The organism is Streptomyces globisporus C-1027, assembly GCF_000261345.2.
GTDB classification, from domain to species: domain Bacteria; phylum Actinomycetota; class Actinomycetes; order Streptomycetales; family Streptomycetaceae; genus Streptomyces; species Streptomyces pakalii.
Genome location: NZ_CP013738.1, coordinates 2,739,334 through 2,761,163 on the forward strand (window position 1 = coordinate 2,739,334; position 21,830 = coordinate 2,761,163).

General features: G+C 70.9%; 17 protein-coding genes, 1 tRNA gene and 1 pseudogene. 13 read left to right on the forward strand and 6 right to left on the reverse strand.

Annotated elements, in window-relative coordinates; all coding sequences use genetic code 11:
- Positions 1 to 223: 223 nt before the first annotated feature.
- Complete coding sequence (locus tag WQO_RS11760; protein ID WP_010062845.1) at positions 224 to 2,308, reverse strand: purple acid phosphatase family protein; 2,085 nt, start codon at positions 2,306 to 2,308, stop codon at positions 224 to 226.
- Between the two features lie 20 nt (positions 2,309 to 2,328).
- On the opposite strand from WQO_RS11760, the pseudogene WQO_RS11765 reads away from it, so the two are divergent.
- The 10 genes and pseudogenes from WQO_RS11765 to glmS form a co-directional block, all read left to right on the forward strand.
- Positions 2,329 to 3,085, forward strand: a pseudogene (locus WQO_RS11765) (MFS transporter); the annotation flags it as partial.
- A 185-nt stretch (positions 3,086 to 3,270) separates the two neighbouring features.
- The gene (locus WQO_RS11770) at positions 3,271 to 3,912 is read left to right on the forward strand and encodes a GNAT family N-acetyltransferase (protein WP_010062843.1); all 642 of its coding nucleotides are present in this window, start codon (positions 3,271 to 3,273) and stop codon (positions 3,910 to 3,912) included.
- 130 nt (positions 3,913 to 4,042) lie between these two features.
- On the forward strand, positions 4,043 to 4,948 hold the full coding sequence (locus WQO_RS11775; protein WP_058953956.1) for a siderophore-interacting protein: 906 nt from the start codon (positions 4,043 to 4,045) through the stop codon (positions 4,946 to 4,948).
- A 165-nt stretch (positions 4,949 to 5,113) separates the two neighbouring features.
- Positions 5,114 to 6,562 carry a pyridoxal phosphate-dependent decarboxylase family protein gene (locus WQO_RS11780; protein ID WP_010062840.1) on the forward strand — a complete coding sequence of 483 codons (1,449 nt, stop codon included), beginning with the start codon at positions 5,114 to 5,116 and terminating at the stop codon, positions 6,560 to 6,562.
- A complete protein-coding gene (locus tag WQO_RS11785; RefSeq protein WP_010062839.1) occupies positions 6,546 to 7,823 on the forward strand; it encodes a lysine N(6)-hydroxylase/L-ornithine N(5)-oxygenase family protein in 1,278 nt (425 codons plus the stop codon). The genes WQO_RS11780 and WQO_RS11785 overlap by 17 nt, the downstream gene beginning before the upstream one ends.
- Positions 7,820 to 8,389, forward strand: coding sequence for a GNAT family N-acetyltransferase (locus tag WQO_RS11790; RefSeq protein WP_010062838.1), 570 nt, complete (start codon positions 7,820 to 7,822; stop codon positions 8,387 to 8,389). The genes WQO_RS11785 and WQO_RS11790 overlap by 4 nt, the downstream gene beginning before the upstream one ends.
- Positions 8,386 to 10,164, forward strand: coding sequence for an IucA/IucC family protein (locus WQO_RS11795; RefSeq protein WP_010062836.1), 1,779 nt, complete (start codon positions 8,386 to 8,388; stop codon positions 10,162 to 10,164). Before WQO_RS11790 ends, WQO_RS11795 begins: the two co-directional genes overlap by 4 nt.
- 104 nt (positions 10,165 to 10,268) lie before the next feature.
- Complete coding sequence (locus WQO_RS11800; protein ID WP_010062835.1) at positions 10,269 to 11,150, forward strand: DUF4429 domain-containing protein; 882 nt, start codon at positions 10,269 to 10,271, stop codon at positions 11,148 to 11,150.
- A gap of 86 nt (positions 11,151 to 11,236) precedes the next feature.
- The gene (locus WQO_RS11805) at positions 11,237 to 11,512 is read left to right on the forward strand and encodes a hypothetical protein (RefSeq protein ID WP_003968990.1); all 276 of its coding nucleotides are present in this window, start codon (positions 11,237 to 11,239) and stop codon (positions 11,510 to 11,512) included.
- Positions 11,513 to 11,585: 73 nt separating this feature from the next.
- On the forward strand, positions 11,586 to 13,415 hold the full coding sequence (glmS, locus tag WQO_RS11810) for a glutamine--fructose-6-phosphate transaminase (isomerizing) (RefSeq protein WP_010062834.1): 1,830 nt from the start codon (positions 11,586 to 11,588) through the stop codon (positions 13,413 to 13,415).
- Positions 13,416 to 13,553: 138 nt separating this feature from the next.
- Here glmS and WQO_RS11815 read toward each other — a convergent pair whose 3' ends face one another.
- Entirely contained in the window at positions 13,554 to 14,075 is a 522-nt protein-coding gene (locus tag WQO_RS11815) for a universal stress protein (protein WP_010062832.1), read from the reverse strand.
- 919 nt (positions 14,076 to 14,994) lie between these two features.
- Between WQO_RS11815 and WQO_RS11820 the strand changes: the two genes are divergently transcribed.
- The 3 genes from WQO_RS11820 (at position 14,995) to WQO_RS11830 (ending at position 17,021) form a co-directional block, all read left to right on the forward strand.
- Complete coding sequence (locus WQO_RS11820) at positions 14,995 to 16,212, forward strand: helix-turn-helix domain-containing protein (RefSeq protein ID WP_010062831.1); 1,218 nt, start codon at positions 14,995 to 14,997, stop codon at positions 16,210 to 16,212.
- A gap of 10 nt (positions 16,213 to 16,222) precedes the next feature.
- Positions 16,223 to 16,828: an oligoribonuclease gene (gene orn, locus WQO_RS11825; protein WP_010062830.1), complete on the forward strand. Its 606-nt coding sequence runs from the start codon at positions 16,223 to 16,225 to the stop codon at positions 16,826 to 16,828.
- A 120-nt stretch (positions 16,829 to 16,948) separates the two neighbouring features.
- A tRNA-His gene (locus tag WQO_RS11830) sits at positions 16,949 to 17,021 on the forward strand.
- Between the two features lie 120 nt (positions 17,022 to 17,141).
- Here the strand turns inward: WQO_RS11830 and WQO_RS11835 are convergent.
- The 4 genes from WQO_RS11835 to WQO_RS11850 form a co-directional block, all read right to left on the reverse strand.
- Positions 17,142 to 18,179: a LacI family DNA-binding transcriptional regulator gene (locus WQO_RS11835; protein ID WP_029182521.1), complete on the reverse strand. Its 1,038-nt coding sequence runs from the start codon at positions 18,177 to 18,179 to the stop codon at positions 17,142 to 17,144.
- Positions 18,180 to 18,351: 172 nt separating this feature from the next.
- The gene (locus WQO_RS11840) at positions 18,352 to 19,809 is read right to left on the reverse strand and encodes a GH1 family beta-glucosidase (protein WP_010062828.1); all 1,458 of its coding nucleotides are present in this window, start codon (positions 19,807 to 19,809) and stop codon (positions 18,352 to 18,354) included.
- A gap of 54 nt (positions 19,810 to 19,863) precedes the next feature.
- Positions 19,864 to 20,784 carry a carbohydrate ABC transporter permease gene (locus WQO_RS11845; protein WP_010062827.1) on the reverse strand — a complete coding sequence of 307 codons (921 nt, stop codon included), beginning with the start codon at positions 20,782 to 20,784 and terminating at the stop codon, positions 19,864 to 19,866.
- Complete coding sequence (locus tag WQO_RS11850) at positions 20,781 to 21,797, reverse strand: carbohydrate ABC transporter permease (RefSeq protein ID WP_029182520.1); 1,017 nt, start codon at positions 21,795 to 21,797, stop codon at positions 20,781 to 20,783. The genes WQO_RS11845 and WQO_RS11850 overlap by 4 nt, the downstream gene beginning before the upstream one ends.
- Positions 21,798 to 21,830 lie beyond the last annotated feature (33 nt).

Sequence of the window (21,830 nt, forward strand, 5' to 3'; positions counted from 1 at the left end):
CGTGACCTTGAACGGGCCTTCGGCGGCGGCCACGCACGGGACGACGTCCGAGACCGCGCCCGCCGCCAGGCCGGGGCGGTGACGTTGGGCAGGTCGCCCGCCTCGGTGATGACCGCACCACCGCAGGAGTGGCCGACCAGCGGCACCGGCCCCTTCCACCGGGTGTCCACATGCTGATCCGAACAGTCGACACGTGGACACCCTTCGGCTCTCGCTCAGGGCGCTACCGGGCCCCCGGCACCGCCACCCCGCCCTCCGTCACGTACGTCACGCCGTCGTCGTTCTTCGTGATCGTGAACGCGTCCAGGGTCTCCCCCACCTCCTTGTCCGTCGTCGACCTGTCGTCCCACTTCGCCCCGATGACCGCCTCGTAGCGGATCGTGTCCTTGGAGACCGTGATCCCCTGGAACGTCGACGTGTGGGCCGCGCGGGCCACCTGCGTCGCGCCGTTGCGGGTCCAGACGTTGTCGTCGGCCGGGGACAGCTCGTAGTACTTCGGGCCCGCCATCGCGACCGCGTAGACCGGGCCCGTCGTCACGCCCGGCGTGTCCGTCGCGTCCGCGTTCACGTAGCCGCGGGCGTACACGTGGTCGTGGCCCATCAGGACCAGGTCGATGTCGTTGCGCTGGAAGACCGGCAGCCACGCGTCGCGGACCGGCTTCTCGTCGCGGCCGGCCGCCGCCGAGAAGACCGGCTGGTGGAAGGTGGCCACCGACCACTTGTTGGGGTTGTCCGCCAGGATGTGGTCCCGCCAGCGCGCCTGGAGGTCCAGCCACAGCTTCTGCGGGTCCGGGCAGTCCTGCGAGCACGGCGGCAGGTCCGGCGGGGTCATCAGCTCGCGGGCGTCGTGCGTGCTCGCGTTGAGGCTGATGAAGCGGACGTTCTGGTAGTCCGTGTAGTACGCCGTCTCCGCCAGGGACTTCGCCATGTGGGTTTCGTACGCGGCCCGTTGGCGTTCCGCCGGGGTGTCGTCCTTGGCCGGTACGGCCGTGGGACCGTTGGCCGGGTACGCGAACGTGGACTTCCACGTCTTCAGGAACAGGTCCGCGTTGTACTCGTGGTTGCCGGGAGCCGCGATCACGTTCGTCGTCTGACTGCGGCCGTTCATCGCGCCGAACCACTCGTCCCACTGGCCCGCGTTGCCGCCCGAGTCGACCAGGTCGCCCGCGTTGACGCTGCCGACCGCCTTCGGGAAACGCTGGTAGGCGCGTTCGACGACCGGGGCCCACTTCGCCTTGAGGTCGTTCTGCGCGTCGCCGAAGTAGAGGAACGTGAACTCATCGCCCGGCCTCCCGGCGGAGGTGAACACGTACGTTCCGCTCAGCTTGGTGCCCGTGCCCACCCGGTACTCGTACGCCGTTCCCGGCTTCAGCCGGTCCATCACCGCCGAGTGCGTGCGCGTCGGGACCCCGCTGCTCAGCAGCTCCTCGTTCGTCACCGCCTTCGCCTTGCGCCAGGCCGAGGTGGAGTCCTTCTCGCGGTACTGCGCCTCGCCGTTCGTCGTCCCGCTGCCCGTCCGCCACGTCACCGCCTGGTACGTGGCGGGCGTCTCCGTCGGGGTGAGGACGATGCGCTCCGGGGTCACGCCCGGCGCTTCCAGGTCCGGGTCGGTCGTCAGAGCCACGTCGAAGACGTGCATGATGCCCCGGTCCGTTCCCTGGGGCAGGGTCACCGACGTCACACGCTTCTTGCCGTCCAGGACCTGCGGGACCGTGCCGAAGACCACCGTGCGCGTCGTGTCCGACGTGCCGTTCACCTTGTTGCGGCCCTCGGTGACCACCAACGGGACGTTCCCGTAGAGGTAGTTGGCGCCGGGGGTCCAGTCCGTGAACTGCACCGCCACGTTCTGCGTCGAGCCGTCCTCGTACTCCACCGTCGCCAGACCCTGCGACGGGCCGTTCGTCGCCAGGCCCAGGAAGGAGATGCCGGTCGCCTTGACGCCCTTGCCGTTCCGGGCCGTGAGGTCGACGCGCTGGCCGTGCGGGATCCAGTTGTCCGGCTCCGCCTGCCGCGTCTTCGGCCAGGTGAACGTGACCCCGGTGTCGCCCAGTGGCAGCTTCGCGCCCGGGGCCGCGCCCGCCGCCGCCAGCTTCTCGCGGGAGAGGGAGTTGTCGCTCAGGTCCAGCGCGCCCAGCTTGCCCTGGCCGTCCGGGGTGGAGCCGATGTTGTTGCGGGCGTCGGAGCGGTGACCGCTCCGGCCAGGTCGACGCCCTGCCCGGTGCGGTCCGGGCGGGGCGAGGCGGGGATGAGCGCGAGCGCGGCGAGCAGGATGCCCAGCGAGAGGATGACCGGCGCGAAGAACACCCACCGCCAGTCGATCGCACGGTCGGCGCGGCGCTGCTCCTCTTCCTCTCCTTCGTCCTCATCGAGCGCTCCTCGTCCTCGCCGCTGGTGCGCCTGGGCGTCTTCCGCAGCGGGTCGCTGGTGCGCGCCAATGTGGCGGGGCTGTGATGAGCGCGTACGTCCTCGGCTACGGCGGCTTCATGAGACCGGCCGGCGTCATGAAGGCCGCGGCGATCCCCGTCACGAAGCGGGCGACGATCGCGTGGACGCGGTGCTCTCGCCGCTCCTGACCCCGAAGCTGGTCGCCCGGTTCGGCAACGCCCGGGTCATCTTCGGCGGGCTGCTCGTCGCGTCGCTCTCGTACGCCCTGTTCCTGCCGCTCCCCGCGGACTGGACGTACGCGGCGATGTTCCCGGGCCTGCTCCTGCTGGGCGTGGCCTTCTCCCTGGTCTACGGGCCGCTGACCATCGTGGCCACGGGCGGCATCGCCGAGGAGGAGCAGGGGGTGGCCGGCGGACTGCTCTACACGTCCTTCCAGTTCGGTGCCGCGCTGGGGCTGTCCGCCGTGACCGCCGTCACCATCGGCGCGACGGACGGGACGTCTCCGGCCGCCCTCCTCGACGGGTACCGGGCGGCCCTGGTGGTGCCGCTGGCCGCCGCCCTGATCGCCGCCGCCGTCAGCGCGTTCGGCCTCCGCACCCGGCGGGCGCGGGCGGGCGGCATCCCGGTCGGCGGCCACGGGGCCGAGCCGGACAGGAGCGGTGCACCGGGCGGGGTGGAGCAGCCCGCCCGGCTCGGTTCCTGATCGGGCGCACGGCAGCGGGGGTGCGGTCGCCGGGAACACCGGCGGGCCGTGCCCCCGCCGCCTTTCGGCGTACGGCGGGCAGCGGATGACGGCCCCAGCGGGCATCGGCCGGTCGACGGCGCACCGCCCGCTGCCGGGAATTGCGGTCGACACCTCTCCGGCCCGTCCGGCAGAGTCCGTTCATGGACCTCCGACATTGGCCGCTCTACGGGCTCCGCCTCCGCACCCCGCGCCTCGAACTGCGCCTGCCCGGGCCCGAACTCCTCGATGAACTGGCCTCGGTGGCGGCCCGCGGGGTGCACGATCCGGACCGGATGCCGTTCAGCGTGGCGTGGACCGACGGGAAGCCCGGCGAGGTGGCGCGCGCGGTGTTCCAGCATGTGCTCGGGACCGTCGCCGGCTGGACCGTACGGGACTGGACGCTGAGCCTGGCCGTGCTCCACGAGGGCGAGGTCGTCGGACGGCAGGACCTCATGGGCCGGGACTTCGGGGTGCGGCGGCAGGTCGAGACCGGGTCGTGGCTCGGGCTCGCGCACCAAGGGCAGGGCCTCGGTACGGAGATGCGCGCCGCCGCCCTGCATCTCGCGTTCGCCGGGCTCGGTGCGCGGTACGCCGTTTCGGCGGCCATGACCGACAACCTCCGTTCGCTCGGGGTCTCGCGGCGGCTCGGGTATGCGGACGACGGCCTGGACACGGATGTGGTGCGCGGGGCCCCGGTCACGCTGCGGCGGCTGCGCCTGGACCGGGCGCGATGGGAGGCGCACCGGGGCGTGGACGTCACCGTGGAGGGGCTCGACGCCTGCCGGGCGGAGTTCGGGGTGTGAGTCGGCGGCTTCCGGGAGTGTCGCACCACACCCCTTTCAAGCAAGGGTAGGCTAACCTTCCTTCGGATCGCCCCCGCTGGAGCCCGGGCCCGCCCGCCCGCCGCTGCGGCCCGTCCCGGAGGAGCTCCCGTTGACGTCGACGACCGCCGCCGCCCCCGAAGTCGCCCCGTTCCAGCTCTTCGATCTGACCGTGGTGCGGACCAGGCGGCTCGGCCCGTCCATCCTCCGGATCACGCTCGGCGGACCGGGGTCCGAGGGCTTCCGGGGTGGCGGCCGCGACCAGAGCCTGTCCCTCCTCCTCCCCCGCCCGGGGCAGCGCGAAGCCGTGGTCCCGGCGGCCGGGGGCGGGACCTGGCACGAGCGGTGGCGGGCGCTGCCCGAGGACGAACGGGCGGTGCTGCGCTCGTACGCCGTACGGGCCGAGCGGCTGCGGCCCGACGGCTCCACCGAGGTCGACGTCGACTTCGTGCTGCACGGTGACGGCGGCCCCGCATCCCGCTGGGCGCGGGCGGCGGCCCCCGGCGACCGGCTCACGGTGGCGGGCCCCGCCGTGGCGGACAACACCGCCGTACGCTTCCGGCCGCCGGCCGACACCGACTGGGTGCTGATCCGGGCCGACGAGGCCGCCCTGCCCGCCGCGGCCGCCGTCCTGGAGTGGCTGCCCGCGGGGCTGCAGGCCCGGGTCTGGCTGGAAGTCCCGTGCACCGAGGACCGGCAGGCACTGAACACCGCGGCGAAAGCCCGGATCCGCTGGCTCGTCCGGAACGAGGGGGCCGCCTGCGGCGCGGAGGCAGTCCGTGCCGCCGAGCTGCCCGCGGGCACACCGTACGCCTGGATCGCCGGCGAGGCGTCCCGGGTGCGGGCGCTGCGCCACCACCTGGTCCGGGAGCGCGGGTTCGCAGCGGAGCGGGTGACTTCCACCACGTACTGGACGCGCGGACCGAGCGAGGAGCGGGCGAGGGAGCGCGTTCAGAGGCGTCGGCCGCCGGATCGGGCACCCCGGAGCACCTCAAACCTGAGCAGGGACAGCAAGTGATCCGATAGGGGAAGGAAAGCGGACAACCGCCGCACCCACCCGGGGCGAGGGGAATGAAGGCTTCCGATTTAGGTTAGGCTCGCCTTACTTCGAGATCGCGCCCTCGCACCCTCTTCCTGCCCGGAGGGACGCGATGAAGTTCCCCTCACCCGGGAGGACCCCTTCATGCGTTCGCACCTGCTCAACAACACGACTGCGGAGCACTATCGGAGCACCGTCTCCGCAGGCGTGGAACGGGTCGCGGCCACCCTCGCCGCCACCGAGCGCCCCTTCAGCGGGGTCGGTGTCGACGAGCTCTCCCCCGTCGTCGACGCGATCGACCTCGACCGGCCGCTGGGCGACGCCGCCGCCGCCCTCGACGAACTCGGCGAGGTCTACCTCCGCGACGCCGTCTACTTCCACCACCCCCGCTACCTGGGCCACCTCAACTGCCCGGTCGTCATACCCGCGGTGCTCGGCGAGGCCGTGCTCTCCGCGATCAACTCCTCCCTGGACACCTGGGACCAGAGCGCGGGCGGCACGCTCATCGAGCGCCGGCTGATCGACTGGACCACCGAGCGGATCGGGCTCGGCCCGGCCGCCGACGGGATCTTCACCAGTGGCGGTACGCAGTCCAACCTCCAGGCGCTGCTGCTGGCGCGGGAGGAGGCGAAGACCCGGCCGGAGCACTTCACCCGGCTGCGGATCTTCACCTCCGAGTGCAGCCACTTCAGCGTGCAGAAGTCCGCCAGACTGCTCGGCCTCGGCCCGGACGCCGTCGTCTCCGTCCCCGTGGACCGCAACAAGCGCATGCAGACCGTGGCGCTCGCCCACGCGCTGGAGCAGTGCGTGGCCGAAGGGGCCGTCCCGATGGCCGTCGTGGCGACCGCCGGCACCACGGACTTCGGGTCCATCGACCCGCTGCCCGAGATCGCCGCGCTCTGCGACCAGTTCGCCACCTGGATGCACGTGGACGCCGCGTACGGCTGCGGGCTGCTGGCCTCCCGCGAGCGGCGCGGGCTGCTCGAAGGCATCGAGCACGCCGACTCGGTGACAGTGGACTACCACAAGTCCTTCTTCCAGCCCGTGAGTTCGTCGGCCGTCCTGGTCCGTGACCGGGCGACCCTGCGCCACGCCACCTACCACGCGGAGTATCTGAACCCGCGCCGGATGGCCGAGGAGCGGATACCCAACCAGGTCGACAAGTCCCTCCAGACGACCCGCCGCTTCGACGCGCTCAAGCTGTGGATGACGCTCCGCGTCATGGGCGCCGACGGCATCGGCGAGCTGTTCGACGAGGTCTGCGACCTGGCCGCCGAGGGCTGGAAGCTGCTCGCCGCCGACCCGCGCTTCGACGTGGTGGTCCAGCCGCAGCTCTCCACGCTCGTCTTCCGCTACATCCCGGCCGGGGTCACCTCCCCGGACGAGATCGACCGGGCCAACCTCCACGCCCGCAAGGCGCTGTTCGCCTCCGGCGAGGCGATCGTCGCGGGCACGAAGGTGGGCGACCGCCAGTACCTGAAGTTCACCCTGCTCAACCCCGAAACGACCGAGCACGACATCGCCACCGTCCTCGACCTGATCTCCGGCCACGCCGAGAAGTACCTGGGAGACTCCCTTGACCGCGCTTCCTGACCCCCATGACTTCATCGGGATCGGCCTCGGCCCGTTCAACCTCGGTCTCGCCTGCCTCACCGAGCCGATCGACGAACTGAACGGTGTCTTCCTGGAGTCCAAGCCGGACTTCGAGTGGCACGCCGGGATGTTCCTCGAAGGGGCCCATCTCCAGACGCCGTTCATGTCGGACCTGGTCACCATGGCCGACCCGACCTCGCCGTACTCCTTCCTCAACTACCTGAAAGAGCGCGGCCGGCTCTACTCGTTCTACATCCGGGAGAACTTCTACCCGCTGCGGACCGAGTACAACGACTACTGCCGCTGGGCCGCCGGGAAACTGAGCAGCATCCGGTTCGACGAGACCGTGGCGACGGTGACGTACGACGAGGGCACCGAGCTCTACACCGTGCGCACCGTGTCCGGCGAGGAGTTCCGTTCGCGCCACCTCGTCCTCGGCACCGGCACGCCGCCGCACATCCCCGAGGCGTGCCAGGGGCTCGGCGGGGACTTCCTCCACAACTCCCGCTACCTGGACGGGAAAGCCGAGCTCCAGAAGAAGAAGTCGATCACTCTGGTCGGCAGTGGGCAGAGCGCGGCGGAGATCTACTACGACCTGCTCTCCGAGATCGACACCTACGGCTACCGGCTGAACTGGGTCACGCGCTCCCCGCGGTTCTTCCCGCTGGAGTACACCAAGCTGACGCTGGAGATGACCTCCCCGGAGTACATCGACTACTTCCACGCGCTGCCCGAGGAGACCCGCTACCGGCTGGAGACCGGCCAGAAGGGGCTGTTCAAGGGCATCGACGGAGAGCTGATCGACGCGATCTTCGACCTGCTCTACCGGAAGAACCTGCCGGGCCCCGTGCCGACCAGACTGCTCACCAACTCCGCCCTCGTCAGCGCGCGTTACGACGAGGAGGGCGGCGCGTACAGCCTGGGCCTGCGCCAGGAGGAGCAGGGCAAGGACTACGAGCTCACCACCGAGGGCCTGATCCTCGCCACCGGCTACCGGTACGAGGCTCCCGCCTTCCTCGCCCCCATAGCCGGGCGGCTGCGCCACGACAGCCGGGGCCGCTTCGACGTGGCCCGCAACTACAGCATCGACACCACCGGGCGCGGGGTCTTCCTGCAGAACGCCTCGGTGCACACCCACTCGATCACCTCGCCCGACCTCGGCATGGGCGCCTACCGCAACGCGTACATCATCGGCGAGCTGCTCGGCCGTGAGGTCTACCCGGTCGAGAAGTGCATCGCCTTCCAGGAGTTCGCCGTATGACCCGCCCCGACAAACAGCACTCCGCAGCCATCGGAACGTTCACCGTCCGGCCGCTGGACCCCGCCGTCGACGCCGAGCTGGTGCACGGCTGGGTGACCCACCCCAAGGCCGCGTTCTGGCTGATGGGCGACGCCTCGCTCGCCGACGTGGAGCGGGAGTACCGGTCCATCGCCGCCCACCCGCACCACGAGGCGTTCATCGGGCTGCACGACGGCGAACCCGCCTTCCTGATCGAGCGGTACGACCCCACCGAGGTCGAGCTGAAGGGCCTGTACGAGGCGGAGCCCGGCGATGCCGGGATGCACTTCCTGGTCGCCCCCACCGACACCCCGGTGCACGGCTTCACCCGGGCCGTGATCACCGCCGTGATGGCCTTCCTCTTCGCCGACCCGTCGGTGCACCGGGTCGTCGTCGAGCCCGACGTGACCAACAGCGCCGTCCAGGCCCTCAACAAGGCCGTCGGGTTCGAGGTGCTCCGCGAGATCGCCAAACCGGAGAAGGACGCTCTGCTCAGCGCCTGCACCCGTGAGCAGTTCGAAGCAGCAACCGGAGGTAACGACCGATGACGACCGCCCTCACCGACAGCGTCGCCCACCTCTCCCCGGGGCGCTGGGCCACCGCAAACCGACTGCTGGTCCGCAAAGCACTGGCGGAATTCAGCCATGAGCGGCTGCTGGCCCCCACGCCGCTCGGCGATGACCGCTTCACCGTCCGTAGCGACGACGCGTCCACCGAGTACCGCTTCACCGCGCGCCTCTTCGCCCTGGACCACTGGCAGGTCGAGGCCGAGACCATCACCCGGCACCGGCACGGCTCCGAACTCCCGCTGGACGCTGTGGAGTTCTTCATCGAGCTGCGGCACACTCTGAGGATCTCCGAGGAGATCCTGCCGGTCTACCTGGAGGAGATCTCCTCCACGCTGGCCGGAACCGCCTACAAACTCACCAAGGAACCGGCCACCTCCGGCCAGCTCGTCGCCGCCGGTTTCCAGGCCGTCGAGACCGGGATGACCGAGGGCCACCCCTGCTTCGTCGCCAACAACGGGCGGCTCGGCTTCGGCGTGGACGAGTACCGGGCGTACGCCCCCGAGGCGGCGTCCCCGATCCGGCTGGTGTGGCTGGCCGCCCGCCGGGAGCGGGCCACCTTCACCGCGGGCGCCGGGCTCGACTACGACGCGCTGATCAAGGACGAGCTGAGCGAGGCGGCCCGGGAGCGGTTCGACGGCGCGCTGCGCGGTCTCGGCCTGGACCCGGACGACTACTTCCTGCTGCCCGTCCACCCCTGGCAGTGGTGGAACAAGCTCGCGGTCACCTTCGCCGGAGAGCTGGCCGAGCGCCACCTGGTGGTGCTCGGGGAGGGCGAGGACGGCTATCTCGCCCAGCAGTCGATCCGCACCTTCTTCAACACCGACCACCCCGAGAAGCACTACGTCAAGACGGCGCTCTCGGTCCTCAACATGGGCTTCATGCGCGGGCTTTCGGCCGCCTACATGGAGGCCACGCCCGCGATCAACGACTGGCTGGCCGGTCTGATCGAGCGCGACGACCTGCTGCGCGGGGCCCGGTTCTCGATCATCCGGGAGCGGGCCGCGATCGGCTACCACCACCGCTCGTACGAGGCGGCCACCGCGAAGGGCTCCCCGTACCGGAAGATGCTCGCCGCCCTGTGGCGCGAGAGCCCGGTCCCGGGCCTCCAGCCGGGCGAGCGGGTGGCGACGATGGCCTCGCTGCTCCACACCGACCACGAGGGCGCCTCGGTGGCCGGGGTGCTCATCGCCGAGTCGGGCCTGGACCCGCAGGTGTGGCTGTGGCACTACCTGGACGCCTATCTGGTGCCGGTGCTGCACAGCTTCTACGCCTACGACCTGGTCTACATGCCGCACGGCGAGAACGTGATCCTGGTCGTGGAGGACGGGGTCGTCACCCGCACGATCTTCAAGGACATCGCCGAGGAGATCGCGGTGATGGACCCGGAGGCGGTGCTGCCGCCGCAGGTCGACCGGATCCGGGCCGAGGTGCCCGAGGACATGAAGCTGCTGTCGGTCTTCACCGACGTCTTCGACTGCTTCTTCCGCTTCCTCGGCGCGGGCCTGGCCACCGAGGGCCTCCTCGACGAGGAGACCTTCTGGCGGACGGTCGCCGCCCGTGTGCGCGACTACCAGGAGTCGGTGCCGTACCTCGCGGTGAAGTTCCGTCAGTACGACCTGTTCGAGCCGGAGTTCGCGCTCTCCTGCCTCAACCGCCTCCAGCTGCGGAACAACCAGCAGATGGTCGACCTCAACGACCCCGCGGGCGCGCTGCAGTTGGTGGGCCGCCTGAAGAACCCGATCGCCGGGTTCTGAGCCCGGCCGCCGCGGCGCGGCGGCCCCCGGACGGTGAGCGCCCGAGGACGGTCCCTCGGGCGCTCACCCTTTTTCCGGGGCGGCCGGCTGGCAGAATCGGGGCCATGGCAGAAATCATCCAGCGGGACGGAACGTGGACGTTCGACGGGGACACCGTGCGCATCGTGCCGGGCGGAAAGGCGCATCCGGTCCGGCAGGAGCTGGGTGAGATCGCCGTCCCGCTGGAGGCGGTGGCGGGCGTCTCGTTCGAACCGGACCGCAAGGGCGGCCGGCTGCGGCTGCGGCTGCGCGGGGGCGCCTGCCCGGTGCTGCGGGCCGCCGACGGGCGGCTCAAGGACGGCGCCGACCCCTATGTGCTGACCGTGGAGAAGGACCGGACGGGGGTCGCGGAGTACTTCGTCGACGAGGTCCGCAACGCGCTGCTGATCGAGCAGGTGCCGGACACCCCGGTGGACCGCTTCCTGCTGCCGGGACCCGCGCTGCCGGTCTCCGGCGGGGGCGGCGACGGCACGGCGTCCTTCGACGGCGAGACCATCCGGCTGACCTGGAACTGGAAGGCCGAGGAGTCCAAGACCGCCGGGGGCGCGTCCACCCTCCCGCTGTCGCGGATCGCGGCGGTGCGGTGGCTTCCCTCGATCGGCCTGGAGAACGGCTATCTGCGCTTCGAGCCGGTGGAGGGGCCGGTCTCGGCGCCGCCGAAGTACGACCCGTACGCCCTGGACCTGTGGGGGATGTCCAAGAAGGAGCACACCGCGGTCCTGGTCGCGGCGGCGGTCCTGATGCGGCTGCCCGGGCCCCGCGCGGCCCTGGACGCCCCACAGGCGTCCCCGTCCCTGACCAAGGCGGCCGAGCCCGCCGCAGCGCCCGCGGGCGATCACGACGCGCTGCTGCGGCGGCTGCGGGAGCTGGGCGAGCTGCACCGGGCCGGGGTCCTCACCGACGAGGAGTTCAGCACCGCGAAGCAGGCCGTTCTGCGCAGCATGTGACGCGATCGGGCGACGTTCCCCACACCCGCTGCCCGATATCGGGCAGATTTCTTGCATAAGCGCGCCCCGGCACGCAATATCGACGGGTGCTTGAACGCCGCTCGTCGCACGACGACCTCATCGATCACCTCGTACGCTCCACCGCGCTCCAGCGCGGCGAGGCGGCCCGGGTGATCCTCGACGTGCTGGCGTACTTCGACGAGAGCACCGACGACTTCGTCCGGCGCCGCCACCGCGAACTGCAGTCCGGCGGCCTGGTCAACACGGAGATCTTCGAGCGGATCGCGGCCGAGCTGCCGCACCGCGCCGTGGCGCCGCCGGAGCTCTCGCTCCGCCAGCTGCGCCGCATCGTCTACGGCTGAGCGGGCCGGGCGCCCGTGCGCGGGGCGCCGCACCGCGTGTGTACGTGTACGTCGATGGAGGGGCAGAGAATTCATGTGCGGGATCGTCGGATACATCGGGAAGCGTGACGTCGCTCCGCTGCTGCTGGAGGGCCTGCAACGGCTGGAGTACCGGGGCTACGACTCCGCGGGCATCGTCATCACCGGCAAGGCGGCGGCGGGCAGGCCCGGCACGCTGAAGATGGTCAAGGCCAAGGGCCGGGTCCGTGAGCTGGAGGCCAAGGTCCCCAAGCGGTTCGCGGGCACCACCGGCATCGCCCACACCCGCTGGGCCACCCACGGCGCCCCGAGCGACGAGAACGCCCACCCGCACCTGGACGCGGAGAACAAGGTCGCCGTCGTCCACAACGGGATCATCGACAACGCCTCCGAGCTGCGCACCCGGCTCACCGCCGACGGCGTCGTCTTCCTCTCGGAGACCGACACCGAGGTGCTGACCCACCTGATCGCCCGCGCCCAGGCCGACACCCTGGAGGAGAAGGTCCGCGAGGCGCTGCGCCACGTCGAGGGCACGTACGGCATCGCCGTGCTGCACGCCGACTTCAACGAACGCATCGTGGTCGCCCGCAACGGCTCGCCGGTCGTCCTCGGCATCGGCGAGAAGGAGATGTTCGTCGCCTCCGACGTCGCCGCCCTGGTCGCCCACACCCGCCAGGTCGTCACGCTCGACGACGGCGAGATGGCCACGCTGAAGGCCGACGACTTCCGTACGTACACCACGGAGGGCTCGACCACGACGGCCACGCCGACCACCGTGGAGTGGGAGGCCGAGTCGTACGACATGGGCGGCCACGACACGTACATGCACAAGGAGATCTCCGAGCAGGCCGACGCCGTGGACCGGGTCCTGCGCGGCCGGATCGACGACCGGTTCTCCACCGTGCACCTGGGCGGGCTCAACCTGGACGCCCGCGAGGCGCGCGGGGTGCGCCGGATCAAGATCCTCGGCTGCGGCACCTCGTACCACGCGGGCCAGATCGGCGCCCAGCTGATCGAGGAGCTGGCCCGGATCCCCGCCGACGCCGAGCCGGCCTCCGAGTTCCGCTACCGCAACCCGGTCGTGGACCCCGACACCCTGTACGTCGCGGTCTCCCAGTCGGGCGAGACGTACGACGTGCTCGCCGCCGTCCAGGAGCTGAAGCGCAAGGGCGCCCGCGTCCTCGGCGTGGTCAACGTGGTCGGCTCCGCGATCGCCCGGGAGGCCGACGGCGGTACGTACGTCCACGCGGGCCCGGAGGTCTGCGTCGTCTCCACCAAGTGCTTCACCAACACGGTGGTCGCCTTCGCGCTGCTCGCGCTGCACCTGGGCCGGATCCGTGACCTCTCGGTCGCGGACGGCAAGCGGATCATCGACGGGCTCCGCCGGCTGCCGGAGCAGATCAGCGAGATCCTGGCGAACGAGGACGAGATCAAGCGTCTCGCGGCGGAGTACGCGGACGCCAAGTCGATGATGTTCATCGGCCGGGTGCGCGGCTATCCGGTGGCCCGTGAGGCCTCGCTGAAGCTGAAGGAGGTCTCGTACATCCACGCCGAGGCCTACCCGGCCTCCGAGCTGAAGCACGGCCCCCTCGCGCTGATCGAGCCCGCGATGCCGACCGTGGCGATCGTGCCGGACGACGACCTGCTGGAGAAGAACCGCGCCGCGATGGAGGAGATCAAGGCCCGCAGCGGCCGCATCCTCGCCGTGGCCCACCAGGTGCAGGAGAAGGCCGACCACACCATCGTCGTGCCGAAGAACGAGAACGAGCTGGACCCGATCCTCATGGGCATCCCGCTCCAGCTGTTCGCGTACCACACGGCCCTCGCGATGGGCCGGGACATCGACAAGCCGCGCAACCTGGCGAAGTCCGTCACGGTCGAGTAGCCGACCCCGCGAAGACGTTGGGCCCCGTACCGCGATGAAGCGGTACGGGGCCCAACGCGTTGCACTGCAAGGCCTTCTGGCGGTCCCTCAGGTGATGCGGCCTCTCAGAGGATGCGAACCCTCAGAGGATGCGGACCCTCAGGGGATGACGATGACCGGGCGTTGCGCGCGGCGGGCGAGACGGCCGGCCACGGACCCGAAGATCCGGCCGACGATGCCGTGCGTGGAGCCGACGACGATGGCGTCGGCGGCATACTCCCGGCCGACCTCCTCCAGCTCGTGGCAGATGTCGCCGCCGCGCTCGACCAGCACCCAGGGCACCTCGGAGAGATAGTCGGCGCAGGCCAGCTCCAGGCCGAGGACCTCGGTGCGGTGGTCGGGGACGTCGACGAAGACGGGGGGCTCGCAGCCCGCCCAGACCGTGGTCGGCAGCCGGTTGGCGACATGGACGATGATCAGGCCGGAGCCCGAGCGGCCGGCCATGCCGATGGCGTAGGCGAGGGCCCGCTCGCTGGATGTGGAGCCGTCGAAACCGACCACGACTCCGTGCCGGAAGGCGGGATCGCACGCATGGCGCGCTTCTTCGACCGTGCGCGGCTCCGACCCGGGGTCGGCTAGCGGCTTGCGGTCCTTGGGTTCAGGGATTTCGTGACCGGCCATCGGTGTCTCGGCGAAGAGAGTCCTCGTGAGGAGGGAACGGTTTCGATGTGCATCGGGTGCGTCAGCTGGCGGTGAAGCTCTGTCCGGGAATCATCTTCCCAACCCCATACCCCCAAGGGTACGGCGTCATTCCTCCATCGCCCAGACCCCCGCAAAAGCGTGCGTGACGCTGGAGGGAGCATGCACGAGCCCGTCCGGTATGGCAATGCCGGTTGTGTCGTACACGCGCCTTCGAGGGGGCGAACACCATCGGGCGTCCTGTTTTTCGCGAGGGTCCTCGACGGCCCGCGAGAGGTGGCGACGGAGGGCGCACCCGGTCGCTGTTGGCCACGCCTCCGAACGCCATGCGAAACCCGTCGTTCGCGTGTTCCCCGGCACATCAGCCGGTGATGCGGCCCTTCGGGGCCTCGGCCGGATCCGCGCCTCGACGCCCGCCGTGACCGCACCCTCTGACCCGAGCACGCCAGGTGCGCACGGCCGCGAGGGAGCGCACCGGCGCGGCCGCCTCAGGGCGGTTGTGCGCCCGGCGTGACTGGATGCAGCACACACAACCGATGGTTTTCAGCCAACTTCATCCGAGGGCTGACTCCTTCGCGGGATGGCCGGACAACCCACCGCCCACCAGGCAGGAACGGACCGCGCGGTACGCTTTCACCCGACGCGGACGGGCCACGTTGGCGAAGGGCACTTCCCTGTGCGCTTCGCAGGTGGAACGCTTCGTGATCGAACGCTTCACGCCACGTTTCCTTATCGACATTGAGCTGGTGGGGGAAGGTGTCACGGCGGGACCACGCGACGCAGTAGATTCGATCTTGAAAAATCGGGGGCTGGGGAACCGTGCGAAACCGAGGGGAAACGTGCAGGAGCGGCAGGCCCGTAAGGACCAGGGAGACGCGAACACCGAGGGGGGCTTAGCGTCATGAGCCAGGACTCCGCCACCGCGACGGAGGCCGCACGCAAGCTGACCGGGCGGCGACGCCGGGAAGTCGTTGCCGTGCTGCTGTTCAGCGGCGGCCCGATCTTCGAGAGCTCCATCCCGCTCTCCGTTTTCGGAATCGACCGGCAGGACGCGGGAGTTCCCCGCTACCGCCTGCTGGTCTGCGGGGGCGAGGAAGGACCGCTGCGCACCACCGGTGGGCTCGAACTCACCGCGCCGTACGGCCTGGAGGCGATCAGCAGGGCCGGCACCGTGGTGGTGCCCGCCTGGCGGTCGATCACCTCGCCGCCGCCCGCCGAGGCACTGGACGCGCTGCGGCGCGCCCACGAGGAGGGCGCCCGCATCGTCGGTCTGTGCACGGGAGCCTTCGTGCTCGCGGCCGCCGGCCTGCTGGACGGCCGGCCGGCCACCACACACTGGATGTACGCGCCGACGCTGGCCAAGCGCTATCCGTCGGTGCACGTCGATCCGCGCGAGCTGTTCGTGGACGACGGCGATGTGCTCACCTCCGCCGGTACGGCGGCGGGTATCGATCTCTGCCTCCACATAGTCCGCACCGACCACGGCACGGAGGCCGCCGGGGCACTCGCCCGCCGGCTCGTCGTGCCGCCGCGGCGCAGCGGCGGGCAGGAGCGCTACCTGGACAGGTCTTTACCGGAGGAGATCGGGTCCGACCCGCTCGCCGAGGTCGTGGCCTGGGCCCTGGAGCATCTGCACGAGCAGTTCGACGTGGAGACGCTCGCGGCGCGCGCCTACATGAGCAGGCGGACCTTCGACCGCAGGTTCCGTTCGCTCACGGGCAGCGCACCGCTGCAGTGGCTGATCACCCAGCGGGTGCTGCAGGCGCAGCGGCTGCTGGAGACCTCCGACTACTCGGTCGACGAGGTCGCGGGCCGCTGCGGCTTCCGCTCCCCGGTCGCGCTGCGCGGGCACTTCCGCCGCCAGCTCGGCTCCTCCCCCGCCGCGTACCGGGCCGCCTACCGGGCCCGTCGTCCGCAGGGGGTGGCGGAGAGCGCCGCGACGGTGGTCGAGACGATGGTGCCCAGCCAGGGGCCGCCGTCCGGACGCCGAGGCTCCCCGTTGTCCTCCGCACCGGTCGCCATGGCGGCCGCGACGGGTCCCGGGGAGCACTCCCTGCCCGGCCCCGACGCGTTCGTTCCCGGACGCCCGGCCCTGCCGGGACAGCGGAGTGCCCCGTAGGGTGGGGCCCATGAACGACCGCATGGTGTGGATCGACTGCGAGATGACCGGGCTCTCGTTGACGGACGACGCACTCATCGAGGTGGCCGCCCTGGTCACCGACTCGGAGCTGAACGTGCTCGGCGAAGGGGTGGACATCGTGATCCGCCCGCCGGACGCAGCCCTGGAGACCATGCCCGAGGTGGTGCGGCAGATGCACACCGCCTCGGGCCTCCTCGACGAGCTGGCCGGGGGCACCACCCTGGCGGACGCCGAGGAGCAGGTCCTGGCCTACGTCCGCGAGCATGTGAAGGAGCCCGGCAAGGCCCCGCTCTGCGGAAACTCGGTCGGTACCGACCGCGGCTTCCTGGCGCGGGACATGCGGGATCTGGAGAGCTACCTGCACTACCGGATCGTGGACGTGTCCTCGGTCAAGGAGCTGGCCCGGCGCTGGTTCCCCCGGGCGTACTTCAACAGCCCGGACAAGAACGGCAACCACCGGGCGCTGGCGGACATCCGTGACTCCATCACGGAGCTCCGCTACTACCGGGAGGCGGTCTTCGTCCCGCAGCCCGGCCCGGACTCGGAGCGCGCCAAGGAGATCGCGGCGCGCCTGGTGACCCCGGCCACACCGTAGGAACCCGCTGGTCACGGGCGTGAGAGCACCCGCGGACCGGCCCCGGGAAACGGGGGCGCGAGCACCCTCCCGGACCCTGTACACTTTTTCTCGGCCGGTCGGAAACGACCGGGCGACATGGTGGGTATAGCTCAGCTGGCAGAGCACCTGGTTGTGGTCCAGGATGTCGCGGGTTCAAGTCCCGTTACTCACCCTGAAGGAAGGGCCCCGGTCTTTGGACCGGGGCCCTTCCGGTTTTTCCCCCCGCTCGGGGCGGCGGTTCACATGACGCGCCGCCCCGAGTACACCGTCCGCACCAGGGCCACCACGCCCGTCACGACGAGTCGCGGACCACCAGCTCCGTCGGCAGCACCACCGAAGGGCGCTCGTCGCCCGGGGTGCGGCCCGCGATCTCGTCCAGGAGGAGCTGGGCCATGCGGCGGCCCATCTCCTCTATGGGCTGGCGGACGCTGGTGAGGGGCGGGTGCATGTGGCGGGCGACGACCGAGTCGTCGAAGCCGACCAGGGCCACGTCGTCGGGGATGCGGCGGTCCGCCTCGCGCAGGACCTGGCGGGCGCCGGCGGCCATCACGTCGGAGGCGACGAAGACCGCGTCCAGGCCGGGGCGGCGGGCCAGGAGGTCCCGCATGGCCGCCGCGCCGCCCTCCTCGGTGAAGTCGGCGGGGGCGATGAGGCGCTCGTCCGGGGCCAGACCGGCGGCGGAGACGGCCGCGCGGTAGCCGTCCAGGCGGCGCTGGGCCCCGTACACCTCCAGGCGGCCGGTGATCGTGGCCACCTGGCGGCGGCCCCGGGAGACGAGGTGCTCGACGGCGGCCCGCGCGCCCTCGAAGTTGTCGGAGTCGACCGAGGGCAGCGGCTCGGCGGCGTGCCGGGCGCCGCTGATCACGCACGGCATGCCCAGCTGCTCCAACAGCTCCGGCAGCGGGTCGTCCGCGTGCACGGCGACCAGGAGGACCCCGTCGACGCGGTGGGCGGTGAGGTACTGGGCGAGGCGGCGGCGCTCGCGGTCGTTGCCGACGAGGGTGAGGAGCAGCTGCATCTCGGTGTCGGCCAGGGCCGCCCCGACGCCGCGCACTATGGCGGAGAAGTACGGTTCGGCGAAGAAGCGGGTCTCCGGCTCGGGCACCACCAGCGCGATGGCGTCGGTGCGGTTGCCCGCCAGGGCGCGGGCGGCGCGGTTGGGGACGTAGCCCAGCTCGGCCACGGCCGCCTCGACCGCCTCGCGGGTCGCGTCGCTGACCCGGGGCGAGCCGTTGATGACCCGCGATGCGGTGCCCCGGCCGACGCCGGCCCGTGCCGCCACCTCTTCGAGCGTGGGCCGCCCGCCGCTCCGTACTCGCGCTGCCGCCATGGCCGCCTCCCCGTTCCCGGTCAATTTCTCACAGCCGTAACGTCAATCCAAGTCCTGGATCGATCACCTCGACGAGCGTAAGGACAGGATATTGGGAGCGCTCCCAAATGAGGTGATGAAAGGCCGGTGGGCCCGGTCGCCGAGACGACCGGGCCCACCGTTCCCGGGAGGGTCAGACCTCCGGGGGCAGTGCGTGACGGGCGATCACATCGCCGTACCAGTGGGCGCTGGACTTCGGCGTACGGCGCTGGGTCGCGTAGTCGACGTACACCGCGCCGAACCGCTTCCCGTAGCCGTAGCCCCACTCGAAGTTGTCCATCAGGGACCAGAGGAAGTAACCCCGCACGTCGGCCCCGTCGGCCACCGCCCGGCGGACCGCCTCCAGATGGCCGTGGAGGTAGGCGATCCGCTCGGGGTCGTGGACCCGGCCGTCCGCGTCCGGGGCGTCGTCGAAGGCGGCCCCGTTCTCGGTGACCATCAGCGGCAGGTCCGGGTGCTCGCGGGATACGTCCATGAGGAGGGCGTGCAGACCGTTCGGGTCGACCGACCAGTTCATGGCGGTACGCGGCTTGCCCTCGGCCAGGTGGAAGGCCACGTGCTCGGAGCCGGGCCACGGGGAGTGGTCGCTGCTGCCGTGGCCGTCGTTCCGGGTGTCCCCGGCGCCGTCGGCGGGCGTCGACACGATCGTGGGCGTGTAGTAGTTGACGCCGAGCACGTCGATCGGGGCCGCGATGGCGGCGAGGTCGCCCTCGTGGATCAACTCGGTCCAGTTCACGATGCGTTCGGTGTCGGCCAGCAGGTCTTCCGGGTACGCGCCCTTCAGCATCGGGCCGGTGAAGATCCGGTTGCCCACCGCGTCGATCCGGCGGGCCGCGTCCACGTCCGCCGCGCTGTCGGTCAGCGGGCGCACCTGATGGAGGTTGAGGGTGACCGAGGTCTGCGCGGCAGCGGGGAGGTTCGCGCGCAGCGCCTCGGTCGCCCGGCCGTGGGCCAGGTTGAGGTGGTGGGCGGCCCGCAGCGCGGCGGCCGGTTCGGTACGGCCGGGGGCGTGGACCCCGGAGCCGTACCCGAGGAAGGCCGAGCACCAGGGCTCGTTCAGCGTCGTCCACATCGAGACCCGGTCGCCGAGCGCGCGGGCCATGATCGCCGCGTAGTCCGCGAACCGTTCGGCGGTCGCCCGCTCGGGCCAGCCGCCCGCGTCCTCCAACTCCTGCGGCAGGTCCCAGTGGTAGAGCGTCGCGACGGGCTTGATGCCGGCGAGGAGCAGCTCGTCGACGAGCGAACGGTAGAAGTCCAGGCCGCGTTCGACCGCGGGGCCCCGGCCGGTGGGCTGGACCCGGGACCAGGAGATGGAGAAGCGGTACGCCTGGAGGCCGAGGCGCTTCATCAGGGCGACGTCGTCGCGGTAGCGGTGGAAGTGGTCGGCGGCCACGTCCCCGGTGTCGCCGTTCACGACCTTGCCGGGGGTGTGGCTGAAGGTGTCCCAGATGGAGGGGGTGCGGCCCCGCGCGGAGGCCGCGCCCTCCACCTGGTACGCGGCGGTGGCCGCGCCCCACAGGAAGCCGGTCGGGAAGGGGGCCTGGGCGGCGGGTGCCTGCTGCGGGACCGTGTCGGGTCGGACGGCTGTCATGCGGGAGCGCTCCCTAGGGGAAGTGAGGGGTGTGGGGAGGGGTGGGGTGGTGCTTCAGCCCTTGACCGCGCCGGACATGATGCCGCCGACGATCTTCTTGCCGAAGAGGACGAACACCACCAGCAGCGGCAGCGTGCTGATCAGCGCGCCCGCCATCACGATGGACTGGTCGGGGGTGTACGAGGCGCTGAGCTGGCCGAGGGCCACCTGAAGGGTCGGGTTCTGCTGGTTGAGGGCCAGGTAGGGCCAGAAGAAGTCGTTCCACGCCTGGACGAAGGTGAGCATCCCGAGCACCATCATCGCGGGGCGCGCCACCGGCAGCACCACGCTGCGCACGATGCGGAAGTTGTTCGCTCCGTCGATCTTGGCCGCTTCGATCAGCTCGTACGGCAGGGCCTCGATCAGGTACTGGCGCATGAAGAACACGCCGAACGCGCTGACCAGGGTCGGGAAGATGACCGATTCGAGCTGGCCGCCCCAGCCGAGGCCGGACATCATCATGAACAGCGGGACGACGCTGAGCTGCGGCGGGATGGTGAGGGTGGCGATGACCGCGGTCATCAGCCAGCCGCGGCCCCGGAAGCGCATCTTGGCGAACGCGTAGCCGGCGAGCGTGCAGAAGAAGAGCGTGGCGAGGGTGATCGAGGACGAGACGATGACGCTGTTGACGATCGCCTTGCCGAGGTTCGCCTGCTCCCAGGCGGTCTGGACGTTCTCGATCAGCTTTCCGCCCGGGAAGAACGGCGGGGTGGAGGCGAGGACTTCGTCCTGGGTGCGGGAGGCCGCGACCAGGGTCCAGTAGAGCGGCAGCAGCGATCCGAAGCCGACGACGGCGAGCGCGACGTACGCGAAGGGGCCGCCTTTCAGCTGCTGCCCGGCGCCCATCCGGAAGCGGCTCGGGCGGGACGGCCCGCCGTTCTTCGGGGCCGGGGCGAGCTTCACGGGGGCGGTGGGGGTGGGGCTGGTCAGGGTCATGAGGGCGCTCCCGGTCGGACCGCGGACGTACGGAAGAATCGGCCGACGATCCAGTTGGCCGCGGCGATGAGCAGCAGGAGGGCGAGCATCGCCCAGGCGACGGCGGCGGCCGGACCGAGATGGCCGAGGTTCCAGCCGTAGTTGTAGAGGTAGATGCTGAGCGTCTCGTACTGGTTCTCGTTGCCGCCGGTGGCGCCCAGCGCACCGCCCTCCAGCAGCAGCGGTTCACCGAAGAGCTGCATGGAGCCGATGGTGGAGATGACGATGGTGAACAGGATCGTCGGCCGCAGCGAGGGGATGGTGACCTTGCGGAACTGCTGCCAGCGCGATGCCCCGTCCAACGAGGCTGCTTCGTAGAGGTCGTTGGGGACCGCCTGCATCGCCGCCAGGTAGATCAGCGCGTTGTAGCCGGTCCACCGCCAGATGACGATGATCGAGATGGCGAGCTTCGACGTCCAGTGCCCGTTGGCCCAGTTGACCGGGTCGAAGCCGACGAGGCCCAGCGTCCAGTTGAGCAGTCCGCCGTCCGCCCGGAACACCAGGGCGAAGACGAGGGCCGCCGAGGCGACCGAGGTGGCGTACGGGGTGAGGATGATCGTGCGCCAGAACGTGCTGGCCCGCAGGCGGTAGTTGAGGAGATGGGCGAGGCCCAGGGCCATCAGGAGCTGCGGGACGGTCGAGATGACGCCGATCAGGAAGGTGTTGCTGACCGAGGTCCAGAACTCGGGGTCGTTCAGGATCTTGTCGAAGTTCTCCCAGCCCACCCACTCCATGGAGTCCAGGCCGGTCATCGAGACCCGGTGCAGGGCGATCCAGCCGGTGTAGAGCAGCGGGTAGAGGCCGAAGGCCCCGAAGATCAGGAAGAACGGCGCTATGTACGCGTACGGGGACGCCTTGTCGTCGAACCGCCACAGCCGGCTGCGCCACACCTGCCGTCGCTCGTCGGTCGGTTCCTTCTTCGATGGGCGGGGCGCTTGCGCGTACGCATCCCGGGTGGGGGTCGAGGTTGCCACGGGCGGGGAGTCCTTCCCTGGGTGCGGCTGGGG

Coding starts and splice junctions, on each gene's coding strand:
- WQO_RS11770 (WP_010062843.1), top strand. CDS start 3,271: ATGGACCTCCGACATTGGCCGCTCTACGGGCTCCGCCTCCGCACCCCG.
- WQO_RS11780 (WP_010062840.1), top strand. CDS start 5,114: ATGCGTTCGCACCTGCTCAACAACACGACTGCGGAGCACTATCGGAGC.
- WQO_RS11790 (WP_010062838.1), top strand. CDS start 7,820: ATGACCCGCCCCGACAAACAGCACTCCGCAGCCATCGGAACGTTCACC.
- WQO_RS11795 (WP_010062836.1), top strand. CDS start 8,386: ATGACGACCGCCCTCACCGACAGCGTCGCCCACCTCTCCCCGGGGCGC.
- WQO_RS11800 (WP_010062835.1), top strand. CDS start 10,269: ATGGCAGAAATCATCCAGCGGGACGGAACGTGGACGTTCGACGGGGAC.
- glmS (WP_010062834.1), top strand. CDS start 11,586: ATGTGCGGGATCGTCGGATACATCGGGAAGCGTGACGTCGCTCCGCTG.
- WQO_RS11815 (WP_010062832.1), bottom strand. CDS start 14,075: ATGGCCGGTCACGAAATCCCTGAACCCAAGGACCGCAAGCCGCTAGCC.
- WQO_RS11820 (WP_010062831.1), top strand. CDS start 14,995: ATGAGCCAGGACTCCGCCACCGCGACGGAGGCCGCACGCAAGCTGACC.
- orn (WP_010062830.1), top strand. CDS start 16,223: ATGAACGACCGCATGGTGTGGATCGACTGCGAGATGACCGGGCTCTCG.
- WQO_RS11835 (WP_029182521.1), bottom strand. CDS start 18,179: ATGGCGGCAGCGCGAGTACGGAGCGGCGGGCGGCCCACGCTCGAAGAG.
- WQO_RS11840 (WP_010062828.1), bottom strand. CDS start 19,809: ATGACAGCCGTCCGACCCGACACGGTCCCGCAGCAGGCACCCGCCGCC.
- WQO_RS11845 (WP_010062827.1), bottom strand. CDS start 20,784: ATGACCCTGACCAGCCCCACCCCCACCGCCCCCGTGAAGCTCGCCCCG.